Annotated in this window: 22 protein-coding genes and 1 riboswitch; of the genes, 8 read left to right on the forward strand and 14 right to left on the reverse strand. The window is 58.7% G+C overall.

Features of this window, described 5'->3' with window-relative positions; all coding sequences use genetic code 11:
- Positions 1-28 precede the first annotated feature (28 nt).
- Positions 29-1,030, reverse strand: coding sequence for a magnesium transporter (locus UR289_RS03510; protein WP_029741838.1), 1,002 nt, complete (start codon positions 1,028-1,030; stop codon positions 29-31).
- Between the two features lie 60 nt (positions 1,031-1,090).
- A riboswitch (M-box (ykoK) riboswitch) is annotated at positions 1,091-1,260 on the reverse strand.
- Positions 1,261-1,419: 159 nt separating this feature from the next.
- Between UR289_RS03510 and UR289_RS03515 the strand changes: the two genes are divergently transcribed.
- A complete protein-coding gene (locus UR289_RS03515; protein WP_048976701.1) occupies positions 1,420-1,923 on the forward strand; it encodes a DedA family protein in 504 nt (167 codons plus the stop codon).
- 1 nt (position 1,924) lies between these two features.
- On the opposite strand, the gene UR289_RS03520 is transcribed toward UR289_RS03515, so the two are convergent.
- Positions 1,925-2,674 carry an SDR family oxidoreductase gene (locus UR289_RS03520; RefSeq protein WP_029741836.1) on the reverse strand — a complete coding sequence of 250 codons (750 nt, stop codon included), beginning with the start codon at positions 2,672-2,674 and terminating at the stop codon, positions 1,925-1,927.
- A 100-nt stretch (positions 2,675-2,774) separates the two neighbouring features.
- On the opposite strand from UR289_RS03520, the gene UR289_RS03525 reads away from it, so the two are divergent.
- A complete protein-coding gene (locus UR289_RS03525) occupies positions 2,775-3,134 on the forward strand; it encodes a winged helix-turn-helix transcriptional regulator (protein WP_023311072.1) in 360 nt (119 codons plus the stop codon).
- A gap of 1 nt (position 3,135) precedes the next feature.
- Here UR289_RS03525 and UR289_RS03530 read toward each other — a convergent pair whose 3' ends face one another.
- On the reverse strand, positions 3,136-3,930 hold the full coding sequence (locus UR289_RS03530; RefSeq protein ID WP_320709163.1) for an SDR family oxidoreductase: 795 nt from the start codon (positions 3,928-3,930) through the stop codon (positions 3,136-3,138).
- Positions 3,931-4,055: 125 nt separating this feature from the next.
- Positions 4,056-4,499, reverse strand: coding sequence for a winged helix-turn-helix transcriptional regulator (locus tag UR289_RS03535; protein ID WP_032658095.1), 444 nt, complete (start codon positions 4,497-4,499; stop codon positions 4,056-4,058).
- Positions 4,500-4,651: 152 nt separating this feature from the next.
- Between UR289_RS03535 and agp the strand changes: the two genes are divergently transcribed.
- Positions 4,652-5,893, forward strand: a complete 1,242-nt coding sequence (agp, locus tag UR289_RS03540) for a bifunctional glucose-1-phosphatase/inositol phosphatase (RefSeq protein WP_221702521.1) — start codon at positions 4,652-4,654, stop codon at positions 5,891-5,893.
- Positions 5,894-5,926: 33 nt separating this feature from the next.
- Here the strand turns inward: agp and UR289_RS03545 are convergent, their stop codons facing one another.
- Positions 5,927-6,154 carry a YccJ family protein gene (locus UR289_RS03545; RefSeq protein ID WP_033145160.1) on the reverse strand — a complete coding sequence of 76 codons (228 nt, stop codon included), beginning with the start codon at positions 6,152-6,154 and terminating at the stop codon, positions 5,927-5,929.
- 20 nt (positions 6,155-6,174) lie between these two features.
- Positions 6,175-6,771, reverse strand: coding sequence for an NAD(P)H:quinone oxidoreductase (gene wrbA, locus UR289_RS03550; protein ID WP_023311076.1), 597 nt, complete (start codon positions 6,769-6,771; stop codon positions 6,175-6,177).
- A gap of 390 nt (positions 6,772-7,161) precedes the next feature.
- Between wrbA and UR289_RS03555 the strand changes: the two genes are divergently transcribed.
- From UR289_RS03555 to UR289_RS03570, 4 genes are all read left to right on the forward strand, one after another.
- Entirely contained in the window at positions 7,162-7,332 is a 171-nt protein-coding gene (locus tag UR289_RS03555) for a general stress protein (RefSeq protein WP_023311077.1), read from the forward strand.
- 117 nt (positions 7,333-7,449) lie between these two features.
- Positions 7,450-8,367 carry a DMT family transporter gene (locus tag UR289_RS03560; RefSeq protein ID WP_045888459.1) on the forward strand — a complete coding sequence of 306 codons (918 nt, stop codon included), beginning with the start codon at positions 7,450-7,452 and terminating at the stop codon, positions 8,365-8,367.
- Between the two features lie 61 nt (positions 8,368-8,428).
- A complete protein-coding gene (locus UR289_RS03565; RefSeq protein ID WP_008499829.1) occupies positions 8,429-8,698 on the forward strand; it encodes a DUF1778 domain-containing protein in 270 nt (89 codons plus the stop codon).
- 27 nt (positions 8,699-8,725) lie between these two features.
- Entirely contained in the window at positions 8,726-9,226 is a 501-nt protein-coding gene (locus tag UR289_RS03570) for a GNAT family N-acetyltransferase (RefSeq protein ID WP_213705942.1), read from the forward strand.
- Positions 9,227-9,299: 73 nt separating this feature from the next.
- On the opposite strand, the gene rutG is transcribed toward UR289_RS03570, so the two are convergent.
- The 7 genes from rutG to rutA are packed head-to-tail and all read right to left on the reverse strand — an operon-like array spanning position 9,300 to position 14,734.
- Positions 9,300-10,622: a pyrimidine utilization transport protein G gene (rutG, locus tag UR289_RS03575; protein ID WP_320709164.1), complete on the reverse strand. Its 1,323-nt coding sequence runs from the start codon at positions 10,620-10,622 to the stop codon at positions 9,300-9,302.
- Between the two features lie 21 nt (positions 10,623-10,643).
- Positions 10,644-11,138, reverse strand: a complete 495-nt coding sequence (gene rutF, locus UR289_RS03580; protein ID WP_032658088.1) for an NADH-dependent FMN reductase RutF — start codon at positions 11,136-11,138, stop codon at positions 10,644-10,646.
- Positions 11,139-11,147: 9 nt separating this feature from the next.
- The gene (locus UR289_RS03585; protein ID WP_094934937.1) at positions 11,148-11,738 is read right to left on the reverse strand and encodes a malonic semialdehyde reductase; all 591 of its coding nucleotides are present in this window, start codon (positions 11,736-11,738) and stop codon (positions 11,148-11,150) included.
- A gap of 9 nt (positions 11,739-11,747) precedes the next feature.
- The gene (gene rutD / locus UR289_RS03590; protein WP_320709165.1) at positions 11,748-12,548 is read right to left on the reverse strand and encodes a pyrimidine utilization protein D; all 801 of its coding nucleotides are present in this window, start codon (positions 12,546-12,548) and stop codon (positions 11,748-11,750) included.
- Between the two features lie 7 nt (positions 12,549-12,555).
- Complete coding sequence (gene rutC / locus UR289_RS03595) at positions 12,556-12,942, reverse strand: pyrimidine utilization protein C (protein ID WP_010429508.1); 387 nt, start codon at positions 12,940-12,942, stop codon at positions 12,556-12,558.
- An 11-nt stretch (positions 12,943-12,953) separates the two neighbouring features.
- Complete coding sequence (rutB, locus tag UR289_RS03600) at positions 12,954-13,643, reverse strand: pyrimidine utilization protein B (RefSeq protein WP_320709166.1); 690 nt, start codon at positions 13,641-13,643, stop codon at positions 12,954-12,956.
- The gene (gene rutA / locus UR289_RS03605; protein WP_048979077.1) at positions 13,643-14,734 is read right to left on the reverse strand and encodes a pyrimidine utilization protein A; all 1,092 of its coding nucleotides are present in this window, start codon (positions 14,732-14,734) and stop codon (positions 13,643-13,645) included. The genes rutB and rutA overlap by 1 nt, the downstream gene beginning before the upstream one ends.
- A 245-nt stretch (positions 14,735-14,979) precedes the next feature.
- Between rutA and rutR the strand changes: the two genes are divergently transcribed.
- Positions 14,980-15,618 carry an HTH-type transcriptional regulator RutR gene (gene rutR / locus UR289_RS03610; protein ID WP_023311087.1) on the forward strand — a complete coding sequence of 213 codons (639 nt, stop codon included), beginning with the start codon at positions 14,980-14,982 and terminating at the stop codon, positions 15,616-15,618.
- A gap of 73 nt (positions 15,619-15,691) precedes the next feature.
- Here the strand turns inward: rutR and UR289_RS03615 are convergent, their stop codons facing one another.
- A complete protein-coding gene (locus UR289_RS03615; RefSeq protein ID WP_087822317.1) occupies positions 15,692-16,084 on the reverse strand; it encodes a lysozyme inhibitor LprI family protein in 393 nt (130 codons plus the stop codon).
- Positions 16,085-16,135: the final 51 nt, after the last annotated feature.

Genomic DNA, 16,135 nt, shown 5'->3' on the forward strand with positions numbered 1-16,135 from the left:
GCGCAGCGCCACCCGGCAGGGAACTACGTTACTCCAGCCCCAGCGTATATTGCGCGATCTTGAAGTAGATAATCAGCCCGGTGCCGTCGATAAGCGTCGCGATAAACGGCGCGGAGACGACCGCCGGGTCAATGCCGCAGCGCTTGAGCACCATCGGGATCACGGACGACACAATCGCACTCCACAGCGTAATGCACACCAGCGTCAGGCTGACGATAAGCGTAATTTCCAGCCCAATCCCCATCATCCAGGCGCGAATGCACCCGGCGATACCGAGCGTGGCGGCAATCATCAGCGAGGTGGTCATCTCTTTACGCAGCACGCGGCCAACGTCGCGCAGGCGGACTTCCCCCAGCGCCATGGCGCGCACCAGCGTGGAGGTGATCTGCGTCCCGCTGTTCCCGCCCGTGCCGATCAGCAGCGGTATAAAGAACGCCAGCGCGATGGCGGACTCCAGCGCCTCTTCAAAATGCTGGATCACCGAGCTGGTGTAGGCCTCCGCGACAAACAGCAGCAGCAGCCAGACGGAGCGTTTCTTCCACAGGCTATACGGGCTGGTGTCCAGATAGGGCTTCTCCAGCGGCAGCGTCGCCCCCTGAAGCTGGGCGTCTTCGGTGACGTCATCTTCCAGCAGATGGGCGATTTCGCGCTCGGTCAGGCAGCCGACGAGCTTGCCGTGGGTGACCACGGGCACCACATCCGCGCCGCCGTGCGCCAGCAGTCCGGCGACATCGGCACGTTCATCCTCCGGTTTGACCTGCAAAAACTGCGAAATCATCAGCGATTTCACCGGCTGTACCGTGTCGGCGGTCTGCAGCAATTTACGTACGGCAATCATGCCCGCCAGGCGGCCATTGTCTTCAATAAAAATATGAGACGGAATATCGTCGTCTTTTAATTTTTCGAAGAATTGCTCGCGCGCCAGCGCCACGCATAATGAAATATCGAGGACAATAAAATCGGTATTCATATATTGCGCGATCGCGCTGTCATTGAATGCCAGGTTCTGGTTGTGAATAGCGTAAGACATAGTGAATTCCCTTTGAATAATAACATCTCTCAGGGGCGAGCAAGACAGGGCATGTCGAAGAGGAGATCCCCACGTCCTGGGTTCAGCACTGTACACCGTATCCCACGAGGGAAGTTATACTGACAAAGCCTTGATTCGACAGTGCCTGTTTTACCCTGTGCCGGTTCTCTCGAACCTACCAGAGCGATAACGTGTATTTGTACAGGAGCCTCGCCATAACGAGATCGTTGTAAAACGTGAGGAATAATACGCTTATTTAAATTTACCGCTCAGGAAATTAAATAATGTTTAAGAACGGTTTAGATGATTTTTATTAATAAAATGTTGAGGGTTTATTTAAGTTAATTCATTTCTAATGGAGGATTAAATAATCAACGGAGGAGAGGATAATGGCGTGGTTTGATAATCTGCTGAATCATTTTGCGCTGTATCCGGCACATCTTTTCGCGCTGTTATTTGTGATGGCGCTGAGTAAATCGACGGTGCTAGTCTCCTCCGTGCTGCCGCCCGCCTCGGTGATGCTGCTGGCGGGCATTACCGTTAGCCAGACGAGCATGCCTCCCGCGCTGGCGTGGCTGGCGGTGGTGTTGGGGGCCACGGCGGGTTCGGTGCTGAACTACCATATCGGCCAGCTGATGGGGCACACCCGGCTGGTCACGCGTTTTACCTCAAAGCATGCCGATAAGTTCTTGCGGGTACAGCATCAGCTGCAAAAGAACGGCGTCATCGTGCTGTTTACGTCGCGTTTTCTGGCGGTGTTGCGCTACATCGTGCCGCTGGCGGCGGGAATGCTCAGGCTGAATGCAGTCAAGGTCTACGCCGTCAGCCTGCTTTCCGCCTGCGCATGGGCGGCGCTGTATGTCGGCATCGTCACCGGCATCAGCGCCTTTTGAGTTACAAACTCCCCATTCCGCCGTCGACCAGCAGCTCCGTTCCCACCGTGTAGCTCGACTCGTCGGACGCCAGATAGAGCGCGGCTTTTGCCAGCTCCGTCGTCGAGCCCATTCTGCCGAGCGGCACCAGCTTGATGATCTCCGCCATCATCGCGTTAAGCGCCTCGTCGCTTAAGCCCGTTTTGGTAAACGCCGGGGTCTCCACCGGACCGGGGCTCAGGCCGTTGACGCGGATCCCGCGCGGCAGCAGCTCCGCCGACAGCGTGCGCGCCAGCGACAGCAGGGCGGCCTTGCTCGCGGCATACACGCTGCTGGTCGGCAGGCCGATACGCGCGCTCACGGAGCCGCAGAGGATCACCGACGACGGGTTATTCAGCAGCGGCAGCAGCGCCTGAATTAAAAAGAACGGCCCCTTCAGGTTGATGCCCATCAGGCGGTCCCAGGCATCCTCCTGCCAGGCTTCCAGCGGCGCGTGCGTCACGTCACCAGCGTTGAGAAACACCGCGTCCAGGCGTGGCCAGCGGGCGGCGAGGGTTTCCGCCAGCGCTTTTTGCGAGGCGATATCTCCCGCATCGGTCGGGATCACCCAGGCCTTATCGCCAAGAATACGTTCTGCTTCGGCGAGGGTGTCCGGGTTGCGTCCGGTCACGGCGACGCGCGCGCCTTCGGCGATAAACGCCTGCGCGGTGGCAAGACCGATGCCGCTGGTGCCGCCAGTAATCAGCGTATATTTATCTGTTAAACGACCCATGTTCTTCTCCTGAAATGTCTCTGGAGAAAGCACTATAGAAACGTTAGTATCGAAAGGAAACCAGGTACCAAATGGATACTAAAGAGGCAAGAGGTGTGCTATGGCAGAAATGCTGGAGGTGTGCTGTGAAAAAAAATCTGAGGCGTATACCTGCCCGATGACGCAGTTTGTGAACCTGATTTCCGGTAAATGGGCGATCCCCATTCTGTACCGTCTGATTGTGTTCAACACGCCCGTACGCTTTGGCGATCTGCTGCGGGCCGCTGCCCCCATCACGCAGAAAGAGCTGACCAAGCAGCTGCGCCTGTTTGAGCAGCGCGGGCTGGTGACGCGGACGGTCTACCCGGAAATCCCGCCGCGCGTGGAGTATCAGATCACCGCGCTGGGGTTAACCCTGCAGGACGCACTCTCCCCGCTGGCCGCCTGGATGAGCGAGTACGGCGACCAGCTTGAGCGTTAGGCTACTGTTTTGCGTAGCGCGGTGCCGGAATGCCGGTGCGCGCGCTGTTGAACAGCTCAAGACGCGCCGCTTCGTAGCGATCCCACAGGCCGGCGTCATGCATCGGCGGGATGGTGATCGGTTCACCCTGATCCAGACCCGCCAGCGATGCATCCACCATATCGTCGGTGGTCATCACCGATCCTTCCGGCAGATCGTTCACCGTGACGCCCGAATGGCTCCAGATTTCTGTCGCCGTGGCGGCGGGCAGCACGGCCTGAATGCGCACGTTGCTGTCGGCAAATTCTTCCTGTAACCCACGGGTAAAGCTCAACACCCACGCCTTGGTGGCGCTGTAGAGCGCGCTGCCCGCCCGGACGTGCAGGGCCAGCACGGACGCGATATTGATCAGCGTGCCGCGATTGTTCTGCGCCAGGCGCGGCAGGATGGCGTAGGTCAGACGCATCAGCGCCGTGGTGTTCAGGGTGTTAATGGCCTGATGCTGCGCCACATCGCCCGCGAGGAACGGCGCCATCTGCGCGGTGCCCGCGTTGTTAATGAGCGTATCAATCGCGGTATTGCTGCGCAGCGCCTCTTCCACGGCGCGGATCCCGGCTTCATCGGTAAGATCGGCCACCAGAATATCGACGGCCACGCCGTAGCGCGCGCGAAGGTCGGCGGCAAGGGTTTTCAGGCGATCTTCGCGACGGGCGACCAGCACCAGGTTAGCGCCGCGCGCGGCAAGGCGATTGGCATAAACGGCACCAATCCCGGAAGAGGCACCCGTAATCAGGGCGGTGGTGATTTGCGTAGTCATCGTGTGTTACCTCAGGGCAAAGTGGGTTATTTGGTTTCAAGATGAAACTAAACAAACTCTCTGCTATTTGGTTTTATAATGCAACCATATTTGCGAGCATTTTGTGCTGTTGCCGTCGGGAACGTTCAGGAGGGGAGTTTTGCCACGATCTCTTCAGGCGTCAGTTCGCGGCCATCGTCGGCGATAAGCGCCAGTTTGCGCAGGGGTTTGCGCTGTTCGGTATCGACCAGCACGGTGCCGCATTCGTTATCCGCAAACAAAAATTCATTGCCCCACTGGGAGAGGGCAACCAGCACCGTTTGCAGGGCACGCCCCTTGTCGGTCAGGACGTATTCCTGCCAGGCGCTGCCGTCGGACGCGGGCTGAAGCCGGAGGATGCCTTCGTCGACCAGCAGTTTCAGCCGCGTGGTCAGCATGTTTTTCGCGATGCCGAGGCTTTTCTGGAACTCGCCGAAGCGTTTAATCCCGCGCAGCGCGTCGCGCACAATCAGCAGCGACCACCAGTCGCCGATGATATCCAGCGAACGGGCGACGGGGCAGGTGCTCTCTTCGAGGCGGGTACGTTTCACGGTCAATTCTCCGGTGGGGTGTGGTTTTATTATAAAACTTATTGGTGCACACCGTAAGCACGTTAATCATCAGTTTGAGAAATGCTTCCCGGAAAATTGTCACGAATCTGTCACACTGAACGCGACATTTTAAAACGAGTGAGGAATTAGGGATGAGAAAAGCACTACTCGCGCTGGCAGTCGCCGGTTCCATTTCAGCAACGTTTGGCGTGCAGGCGCAAGAGACGCCGGAAGGGTATCAGCTGGAGCAAGTTTTAATCATGAGCCGTCACAACCTGCGCGCGCCGCTCGCCAATAACGGCAGCGTGCTGGAGCAGTCCACGCCGAAGCAGTGGCCGGAGTGGGAGGTGCCGGGCGGTCAGCTCACCACCAAGGGCGGCGTGCTGGAAGTCTATATGGGCCATTACATGCGCGAGTGGCTGGCGCAGCAGGGGATGGTGAAGACGGGAGAATGCCCAGCGGCGGATAGCGTTTATGCTTACGCCAACAGCCTGCAGCGTACCGTCGCCACCGCGCAGTTCTTCATCACCGGTGCGTTCCCGGGCTGCGACGTTCCCGTGCACCATCAGGAAAAAATGGGCACCATGGATCCGACCTTTAATCCGGTGATTACCGATAACTCGCCGGAATTTCGCGAAAAAGCGCTCAAGGCGATGGAGTCCGAGCGGCAGAAAATGCAGCTGGGCGAAAGCTATAAGCTGCTTGAGCAGATGACGAACTACGCGGATTCCCCGTCCTGCAAAGAGAAAAAGGTCTGCTCGCTGGCTGACGCGAAAGATACCTTCAGCGCCGACTATGAAAAAGAGCCTGGCGTATCCGGGCCGCTGAAGGTGGGTAACTCGCTGGTGGACGCGTTCACGCTGCAGTATTACGAAGGCTTCCCGGCCGACCAGGTGGCCTGGGGCGAAATCAAAACCGACCAGCAGTGGCGCGTGCTGTCGAAGCTGAAGAACGGCTATCAGGACTCGCTGTTTACCTCCACCGAAGTGGCGCAAAACGTGGCGAAGCCGCTGGTGAAGTACATTGATAAAACGCTGGTTACCGAGCAGGCAAAAGCGCCGAAAATCACCCTGCTGGTGGGGCATGACTCGAACATTGCTTCCCTGCTGACGGCCCTGGATTTCAAACCGTATCAGCTGCACGACCAGCAGGAGCGCACCCCAATTGGCGGCAAGATTGTCTTCCAGCGCTGGCATGACAAAAACGCCAATCAGGAGCTGATGAAAATTGAGTATGTCTACCAGAGCTCAGAGCAGCTGCGTAACGCCAGCGTCCTGTCGCTGCAGTCGCCCGCGCAGCGCGTGACGCTGGAGCTGAAAGGCTGCCCGGTGGATGCGAACGGCTTCTGTCCTGTCGATAAATTCAATGCGGTGATGAATAACGCGGCGAAGTAAAAGAGAACCCCCCGCTGCGGCGGGGGGAAACGCTTAGACGTTTTTACGTTCGATGGTTTGCTCGCCCCAGTAGAGCGAGTCTTTATCCGTTTTTTCGAAGGCGCGCACCAGCACCTCATCGTTACCTTCCTCCCAAATCTGCTCGGCCAGCTTTTCATCGTACTTCGCGACTTCAAAGATAGCTTCGGCAATCTCCGGAGAGGTGTTGCGTAAACTTGCCCATTCGCCCACGTGGTGAGCTTTGGATTCTTGAGTTGGCATGCTTGTCCTCCTGTTGGGTGTTAGCCGTTCAGTTTTTTGGCCAGACCCGCGACGTATTCACCCTGATAGCGGGCGATAGACAGTTCTTCATTGCTTGGCTGACGTGAGCCATCCCCACCGGCAATGGTGGTTGCGCCGTACGGCGTACCGCCACGCACCTGGGAAATGTCAAACAGCTCCTGGGCGCCGTAGCCAATCGGCACAATCACCATCCCGTGATGAGCAAGGGTAGTCCAGGTTGAGGTAATCGTCTGCTCCTGACCGCCGCCGGTGCCGGTAGAGCTGAATACGCTGGCGAGTTTGCCGTAAAGCGCCCCGGATGCCCAAAGTCCGCCGGTTTGATCGAGGAAGGTGCGCATCTGGCCCGACATATTGCCGAAGCGGGTCGGGGTGCCGAAGATGATGGCATCATAGTCCGCCAGCTCCTGCGGGGTGGCGACCGGGGCGTTTTGCGTTTTCCCCCCGGCTTTCAGGAAGGCTTCCGCCTGCATGGTTTCCGGTACGCGTTTCACCACAACCTCAACGCCATCAACCCTGTTCGCACCTTCTGCTACCGCGTGAGCCATGGTTTCAATGTGTCCATACATGGAATAATAGAGCACCAGAACTTTTGCCATTTTGCATCACTCCTCGTTGGTTTTTCTGACAGCGGATCGCTGCGTTCTTTTAAAGATATGCCATCACAGCCAGACTGCAAAAATGAACGGCATTTCTTTGATTTATAACAATATGGTTACAAAAAGGCTTTGTAGCAAAATGAAACAACTTTTTGGCAGCATATTTTTGAAATGATAAGAAAGGTTTATGAATCGCCGCCGCGTCATCTCACCCGAAAGGCTGAGTTCATGTTGCAGAATATTACCTGCGGCTTGCCGGATAGCGGCATTCCACTAAGCTTAGTTTCACGCGGCACAGATAAAGGCACTGTCCTTGTGTTGCGAGGTGAAAGAATCCTCTTTTACTGAATGCAATATGATGTCTAATGTTTCACATTCTGGAGGTTAGAGATGGCAAACCATCGTGGTGGTTCAGGTAATTTCGCAGAAGATCGTGAAAGAGCATCAGAAGCAGGCCGTAAAGGTGGCCAGCATAGCGGGGGCAATTTCAAGAATGACCCGCAACGCGCATCTGAAGCTGGCAAGAAAGGGGGGAAAAACAGCCACGGCAGCAGTAAGTAACACGCCGGGTTGAACCCCTGCCGCCGGGATCTCCCGGCGGTTTTTTTATTTCTGCAACATTGAACTGTAACCAAAGGCAACGCACACTAGGGAATTGATCTTAACCGCGAGTGCCGCATGTCTGTTTCACGCTTCAAATTCTCCGTTAAACCGCAGGAAGCCATCCTGATTCTCATCACCATGTTCTGGGGCGGGACGTTTCTGGCCGTTCAGTACGCGGTGACCCTCAGCGATCCGTTCTTTTTTGTTGGCCTGCGCTTTGCGACGGCGGCGCTTGCCGTGGGGCTGATTTCGCTTAAAACGCTGCGGGGGCTGACGCTGAAAGAACTTAAGGCCGGCGTGGCGATTGGGGTGGCGATAGCGATGGGCTACAGCCTGCAGACATGGGGATTGCAGACCATCTCCAGCAGTAAATCCGCGTTTATCACCGCCATGTATGTGCCGCTGGTGCCGCTGCTGCAGTGGCTGTGCCTGGGGCGGCTGCCGGGGCTGATGTCCTGTATTGGCATCGTGCTGGCGTTTATCGGCCTGATCTTACTGGCCGGGCCGGAAAACAACCTGCTTGCGCTGGGGCCGGGCGAAATCATCACCCTGATTGGGGCGATTGCCATTGCGGCGGAAATTATTCTGATTAGCGCCTGGGCGGGCAAGGTCGACGTTAAGCGGGTGACGGTGGTGCAGCTCGCCACGGCGTCGCTGGTGGCGTTTGCGACGATGGTGCCGGCAGGGGAGTCCGTGCCGCCGATGTCCACCGGCCTGGTGGTGGTCGCACTGGGGCTGGGTATCTTCAGCGCCATTATTCAGGTCACCATGAACTGGGCGCAGCGCAGCGTATCGCCAACCCGCGCGACGGTGATTTATACCGGCGAACCGGTCTGGGCGGGGATTTTCGGACGCATTGCAGGTGAGCGTTTGCCGCTTCTGGCGCTGGTGGGAGCGGCATTTATTGTCGCCGGGGTGCTGGTGAGCGAGTTAAAGCTCAGAAAGCGTCGGACTGAGGTCAGGGATTTGACGGCAAAAGAAGGTTTAGATTGAAAAAATGGACAGGCTTATTTACGATGTGTACGGATAAATACCGTACACGGTGATGTAAACCATGCCAGCACTTAAAAAACAGCGTATCGATCTTCGCTTAACGGACGAAGACAAAACAATGATTGAAGAAGCGGCGGCGATGACGAACCAAACGATCACCCAGTTTATGGTGAACAGTGCGTCAGAGCGTGCTGCAGAGGTCATTGAGCAGCACCGTCGTCTCGTATTAAACGAAGCATCATGGAATGCGGTGATGGATGCCATCGACAATCCGCCTGAGCCAAATGAACGCCTGAAACGAGCAGCAAAACGGCTTCGAAACATGGAGTGAAGCGCCGTGGAGAATCTCACGATCGAAATGTTATCAGAGGGAACCGATTATGACTTCGAGTATTTTGATTGTGGCGAACCCTCGCTAAATGCCTTCCTTGCTGAACATCTGGTGCGTCAGCACAATGGGCGTATTTTACGAGCCTACCTGCTTAAAGAGCGCGATCGTCCGCGTGTCCTGGGTTATTACACGTTATCGGGAAGCTGTTTTGAAAGAGCGATGCTTCCTTCTAAGACTCAGCAGCGCCGAATCCCTTATATCAACGTACCCAGCGTGACGCTGGGACGTCTGGCTGTAGATAAAACACTACAGGGAAACGAGTGGGGAACAACGCTCGTTGCGCATGCTATGCGCGTTGTCTACCTGGCTTCACAGGCTGTGGGGGTACACGGAATATTTGTTGATGCCCTTAACGAGCGGGCAAAACGATTTTATCTGAAGCAGGGCTTTATCCCGCTGACAGCTGAAAACAGCCATTCTTTGTTCTTCCCTACAAAATCTATCGAACGGCTGTTTGAGCAAGAGTGATTGCTTTACTACCTGTTGTTCTGAAGGAATGTACATGTCGGGTGAGGCCTGGCCGTCACCCGACATGGTGATTTCACGAATCCTGATGCACTACGGCGCCCTGCGGCGCGGCGGCCATCCGGCGGCTCAGCAGGGCGTTAAGCAGAATTGCCCCAAAGGTCGCCGTGCCAATCCCGCCAATCGTAAACCCGCCCAGCGTCAGGGCAAAATCGCCTGCGCCCAGCACCAGCGTGACCGCCACCATAATCAGGTTGCCGTTCTGGCTGAGATCGACGCGATGCTGTACCCAGATGCGCGCGCCGGCTACGGCGATCAGCCCAAACACCACAATCGATGCACCGCCGATAACCGGGGACGGAATGGTGTGGATCAGCGCGCCGAACTTCGGTGAGAAGCCGAGCAGCATCGCCATCACCGCCGCCGCCACGAAGACCAGCGTCGAGTAGACCTTGGTTACCGCCATCACGCCGATGTTTTCAGCATAGGTGGTGACGCCGCTGCCGCCTACGGAACCGGAGAGCATGGTCGCCAGCCCGTCACCGACGAACGCGCGGCCCATGTACGGATCCATGCTGCGCCCGGTCATTCCCGCAACCGCCTTCAGGTGGCCTAAGTTCTCCGCCACTAGGATCACCGCCACCGGTGCGATAAGCATCATCGCCTGGGTGTTAAAGGTGGGTGAGGTCACCTTCGGCAGGCCGAACCAGGCGGCCTGATGCAGCAGGGTAAAGTCAACCGGCTTGCCCAGACCGAAAACGTTGGCCAGCAGGGCGTAGACCAGACAGGCCACGATGAGTCCGACCAGAATCAGCAGGCGCTGGATCATGCCGCGCGTGAACACCGCCACCAGGCCGATGCACAGCACCGTGATCACCGCCATCCAGCTTTCAAACGGCGAGGCGGAAACGCTCCTGACCGCAATCGGCGCGAGGTTGAGGCCAATCGCCATCACCACGGCGCCCGTCACGACGGGAGGCATCATTCGCTCTATCCAGCGCGTGCCGATTTTCATCACCACCAGACCAATCAGGGTGTACACCAGACCGCAGGCGATGATGCCGCCGAGGGCCACGCTCAGGTTGGGGTTGATCCCCTGGCCGTTAAACCCGGTAGTGGCGATGACCACCCCGACAAAGGCGGCGCTGGATCCGAGATAGCTGGGCACGCGCCCGGCGGTGACGAAAAAGAACAGCAGGGTACCGATACCCGACATCAGAATAGACAGGTTGGGATCGAGTCCCATCAGCATCGGCATCAGCACCGTGGCGCCAAACATGGCGACCGCGTGCTGAACGCCCATCACCATCGTCTGCCCGAGCGGCAGGCGTTCATCCGGCGCGACCACGCCTGCTTCTGTGGAGGTCGATTTCAACTGCCAGTGGGGAAATCCGAACATGGTCTGTCTCCTTAAGGCGGGTTAACAGGCGGGTCGCATAAGCGCGTGGTAGCCGCGGTCAAACCACACCAGCCCTTGCGGCGCGGGGTGGCGAATAATCGAAATAATGTCGCAAAACAGAATGTCGTGGGTGCCGACGCTCACCACCTGGCTGATGCGGCAGTCAAACGAGGCCAGCGCATCTTCCAGGCGCGGACAGCCCGTGTCGCCCGTCTGCCAGCGGGCGGCGGCAAAGCGTTCCGCCATCGGCGTTTTACCGCCAAACAGGTTAGATAAAGGCTCCTGTCCGGCGCTCAGGGTATTCACGCAAAGGGTGCGGTTTTCGCTAAAGGTTGGCCAGACGGACGCGCCGCGGTTCAGGCACACCAGCAGGGTGGGCGGTGAATCCGTGACGCTGCACACCGCGCTGGCGGTGAAGCCTGCCATCCCCGCCGGGCCGTCGGTGGTGATGATGTTGACCGCCGCGCCAACGCAGGCCATGGCGTCGCGAAAGGTTTGTTTATCCGGTGATGTCATCATCGCTCCTTACGCCAGCCCGCAGGCGTCGTCAAAGTCCAGGCGCGGCAGGCGCCCGTAAAGTTTGCGGGTATCGCCATAGCCTATGTTGATCAGCAGATTGCTTTTAAGCGTCGTGCCGGTGAAAAAGGCTTCGTCGACCTTTTGGCGGTCAAATCCCGACATCGGGCCGGTGTCCAGCCCCAGGGCGCGACAGGCGAAAATCAGGTAAGCGGCCTGCATTGAGCTGTTGCGAAAGGCAGTCTCTTCCGCATGCGCGGGGCTGGTGGTGAACCAGCTCTTTGCATCGCCGTGCGGGAACAGCTCGGGCAGGCGCTCGTAGAATTCACCGTCCCAGGCGACAATCGCCGTGACCGGGGCGGTGAGCGTTTTCTCGAGGTTGCCGCTGGAGAGCGCCGGGCGCAGCTTCTCTTTTCCCTCCGCGCTTCGCACAAACACAATTCGCGCCGGGGAGCAGTTGGCGGACGTGGGCCCCCATTTCATCAGGTTGTAGATTTCGCGCAGCGTTTCGTCGCTGACGGGCATAACCTGCCAGCCGTTATGGGTGCGCGCGCCGGTGAACAGCGTTTCCAGCGCGGCGGGGGTAATGGCTTCGCTCATTAAAGCTCCTTATAAAGCGGGTTCCGGGCTGTGCAGCAGGCTGGCCAGCCCGTTCAGCAGCAGGGTGTTGAAGGTATCCGGCTCGGTGACGTTGCAGGCATGCCCGCCCTGGCGCATCACCACGCTGCGGCTGTGCGGGATCGCCGCCTGCAGTTCCGACGAGCAGACGGAGGGCACCAGCATGTCGTCGGCAGAACAGATAATCTGTACCGGGCAGCAAATGCGCGCGGCATGGCGGCTGAAGTCGGCCTTTTTCAGGGCGCTGAGCCTGTGCAGCAGGTTGGTTTTACCCTGGAAATGGGCCAGCGCCAGCGCTTCTTCGGCCTCCAGACGGGGCGCGCGGGCGGCCATCCAGGCCGCCGGATAGAGAAACAGCGGCTGCGCCTCGACCCACGCCTGTGCGCCGCCGTAATGCAGCAGGCGCTCGCGGATCTGAAAGCAGCGGCGGGTGTGGGCGTTGAGGGTCAACCAGCCGTTAACGCACACCAGCGCGGTGAGGGCGTCGGGCCTGTCGAGGGCCAGCTGCAGGCCGACCAGCGCCCCCAGCGCGTGACCCACGACGCTGTAGCGGACAATCCCGGCTTCAGCCAGCGCCTGGGCCAGCTCGTCCGCCATCTGCGCAAGGCTGTACCCTTCCGGCAGGGTGGCGGGGTTATTGCCCGTTCCCCGCTGGTCATAGCACACCACCTGATACTCCGGCTCCAGCGCGGCCAGCTGGGGCAGCCAGTAGCTGCCGCTGCCGCCGAGACCGGAAATAAAGACCACCACGGGCGCGCCCTCGTACGGGGGCGGCGAGACGGAAAGTTTCATACCTGCCTCACTTCGCGATGTGCGCAACGGTGGCGATCTCAACCAGCGCCTCTGGCTTCACCAGCCCGCACTGAATGCAGAACCGCGCCGGTTTATCGCCGGGGAAGAACTCGGCGTAAATCTCGTTAATCGCGGCGTAGTTTTTCCAGTCGGTGATAAAGATGCTGTTGAAGGTCACGTCCTCCATCGTGCCACCCGCCGTTTCGATCACGGTTTTGATCGTCTCCAGTACGTGGCGGGTTTGCGCCTTTGGGTCGTTGATAAACACCACGTTGTTGTCTTTATCAAACGGCAGCGTGCCGGAGACATACACCACGCCGTCGGCGAGGGTGCCGGGCACAAACGGGGCAATGGGCGTGCTGGTGCCCGGCGGAATAATCACGGATTTCGGCATCAGATGTCTCCTCAGACGATACGGGCGAGCGGGGGAGTCAGGGCGTCGCAGAAATCATTGACGTTACTGACCCAGCCAAAAAAGGTTTCGATGTTGAACAGGGCCGCCTTCTGGGCGAATTCCGGCCCGGCCTGGTGGGTCGCGTCTTCCAGAACCACGCCAAAATACTCGAGGAAAAAGCCGTCGCGCAGGGTCGACTCCACGCAGACGTTGGTGGCGATGCCGGTGAACACCAGATGACGAATGCCCCGGCTGCGCAGCAGGCTGTCGAGCGGGGTGTTGAAAAAGCCGCTGTAGCGCGGTTTGGGCAGAACAATATCGCCCGCCTGCGGTACCAGCTCATCCACCAGCTGATAGTCCCAGCCGCCTTTCGCCAGCAGCTTGCCCTGCAGTTCGGGCCGTTTACGCATGGTTTTCAGGGCGTTCGACTTGTGGAAGTTGGGCGAGCCGGGGCCGCCTGCCTCGACGTACTGGTCATCCCAGCCGTTCTGGAACCAGATGATGAGCATGCCCGCGGCGCGCGCGGCGGCGACGGCAGTTTTAATGTTCTCGATCACCGGCCGGGTGGCGGAGACGTCGAACCCAGCCAGATCCAGATAACCGCCCTGGCTGGCGTAGGCGTTTTGCATGTCCACCACGATCAGCGCGCTCTGCTGCGGCGCGAAGGTGATGGCTTCCGGGCGTGCGTTAAGGGTCGTCATTACGCTACCTCCTTCGTGACGGCAGGGATGTGGGCGCGGCACTGCATCAGCGGCTGGATGCGCTCGCCGAAGGTCTCCACGCCGGTGAGGAAATCGTCGAAGGTCAGTAGAACGCCTTCCGCACCGGGCACGGCCGCCACTTCGTCCAGCATTCTGGCGACGCTGGCGTACGAGCCGACCAGCGTGCCCATGTTGATATTGACGGCGGAGGTCGGGTCGGCCATCTGGCGAACGTTGGTATCCGCCCCGGAGCGGGTATCCTTCTGGCTCTGTTCGGTGAGCCAGCTCAGGGCCTCCTCGTCGGCGCCGTCCTTATAGCGCTCCCATTTGGCGCGCGCGGCGTCGTCGGTCTCGTCGGCGATCACCATAAACAGCACGTAGGAGCCCACGTCGCGCCCGGTTTTGTCGGCGGCCTCTTTCATGCGCGCGGCGGTCGGGGCGAAGGCGGCAGGCGTGTTCACGCCTTTACCGAAGCAGAAGTTGAAGTCGGCGTATTTCGCGGAAAACTCCATCCCCGCGTCGCTTTGTCCGGCGCAAATCACCTTCATCGGCACCGACGGCTGCGGGCTGACGCGGCAGTCGTTCATGGTGAAGAAATCGCCCTTGAAATCGCTTTTGCCGGTCCCCCACAGGTCGCGCAGCACCTGCACGTATTCGGTCAGGTAGTCGTAGCGACGCGAGAAGTACTCGTCACCCGGCCAGAGCCCCATCTGCTCGTACTCCGGTTTTTGCCAGCCGGTGACCAGGTTGACGCCAAAACGCCCGCCGGAGATGGAGTCGATGGTGGAGGCCATGCGCGCGACGATCGCCGGGGGCAGGGTGAGCGTGGCGGCGGTGGCGTAGATTTGGATCCGCGAGGTGACCGCGGCCAGCCCGGCCATCAGGGTAAAGGACTCCAGGTTGTGGTCCCAGAATTCGGTTTTGCCGCCAAAGCCGCGCAGCTTGATCATCGAAAGCGCAAAGTCGAAATGGTAATGCTCTGCTTTCTGCACGATGGCTTTATTGAGCTCAAAGGTCGGCTTGTATTGCGGTGCAGTGGTCGAGATAAGCCAGCCGTTGTTGCCGATGGGTACAAATACGCCAATTTTCATCACGAACCTCTCTTCATTACGTCGCAGGTGTATCGGTGTTTTTGCAAAGGCGGTGCCAGTTTTGAAAATGGCTGTGTTATTAATGTGTTAATCAGAAGTTGGTGGATTGATGCGGCTAAATGTGGACTAACTGGTCAAAAACATTGCACAGAAAACAGGCATTCATGCGCGATCGGAGTGCAGGATGTCGTGGCGAGTCGGGGGTTTTGCTATGCTGAGGGCAACGCAGAATAAGGAGAGCGGGAATGACACAAGGCGCAGTGAAAACTCCAGGTAAACGTTCGCAGGCGGTGAGCGCCAAGAAGCAGGCGATCCTCAGCGCGGCGCTGGAGACTTTTTCGCAGTTTGGTATTCACGGCACGCGCCTGGAGCAGGTGGCGGAGCAGTCCGGCGTATCCAAAACCAATCTGCTTTACTATTACCCGTCGAAAGAGGCGCTCTATGTGGCGGTGATGCAGCAGATCCTCGATATCTGGCTGGCGCCCCTCAAAGCGTTCCGCGCGGAGCTGGCCCCGCTGGTGGCGATCAAAGAGTACATTCGCCTGAAGCTGGAGGTGTCGCGCGATTACCCGCAGGCGTCGCGACTGTTTTGTCTTGAGATGCTGCAGGGCGCGCCGCTGCTGCAGGCGGAATTAACCGGCGATCTAAAACAGCTGGTGGACGATAAGTCGGCCATTATTGCCGGATGGGTCGCCAGCGGAAAACTGGCCCCGGTCGACCCGCATCATCTGATCTTTATGATCTGGGCCTCCACCCAGCATTACGCTGACTTTGCGGCCCAGGTTGAGGCGGTGACCGGTAAAACGCTCCAGGACGAGGCGTTTTTCCACAGCACCCTGGAAAACGTGCAGCGGATGATTATCGAAGGGATCCGCTTACGCTAGTTCCCCCTCACCCCAGCCCTCTCCCTCAAGGGAGAGGGGGCCGTCCGTGCAGGTATTATTTTGTGGGGATCCCTCAGCCCGGCGGGAGAGGGCAGCTTAAGTCGCCCTCTTCACACTGCATCAGCGAGGCCAGAAACGCTTCGCGCTCCACGGTTTTTTCCGCCAGGCACTGGTTAACAATCATTGGCTGGACGCTCCCGCCTTCCGTCCCCGAACCGATAAACGCGCAGTCCGCATCGCGCAGGGTAATCCACGCCTGCTGCGCTTTTTTCAGCAGGTCGCGCTGAGGAGCTGCCGCGCGTTTGATGGCGGCCTGATACGTCTGGTTGAGTTTTTTATCGGCAGCCTGGTACTGCTGCGCGCTACAGGTATTCAGTTCAAGCTGGGTGGTCGCGTTGTCGCACTCGTCGGCCAGCGCGCTGGCGCTCAGCAGCAGTGCCGCACTGGCGATAAGATATCGTTTCATATACTCCCCAATAAAATAAGGCTCCGTCTCCGGAGCCTTATTAACACAGCG

The sequence above is a fragment of the Enterobacter sp. 302C9 genome (assembly GCF_034106085.1).
GTDB lineage: Bacteria > Pseudomonadota > Gammaproteobacteria > Enterobacterales > Enterobacteriaceae > Enterobacter > Enterobacter asburiae_B.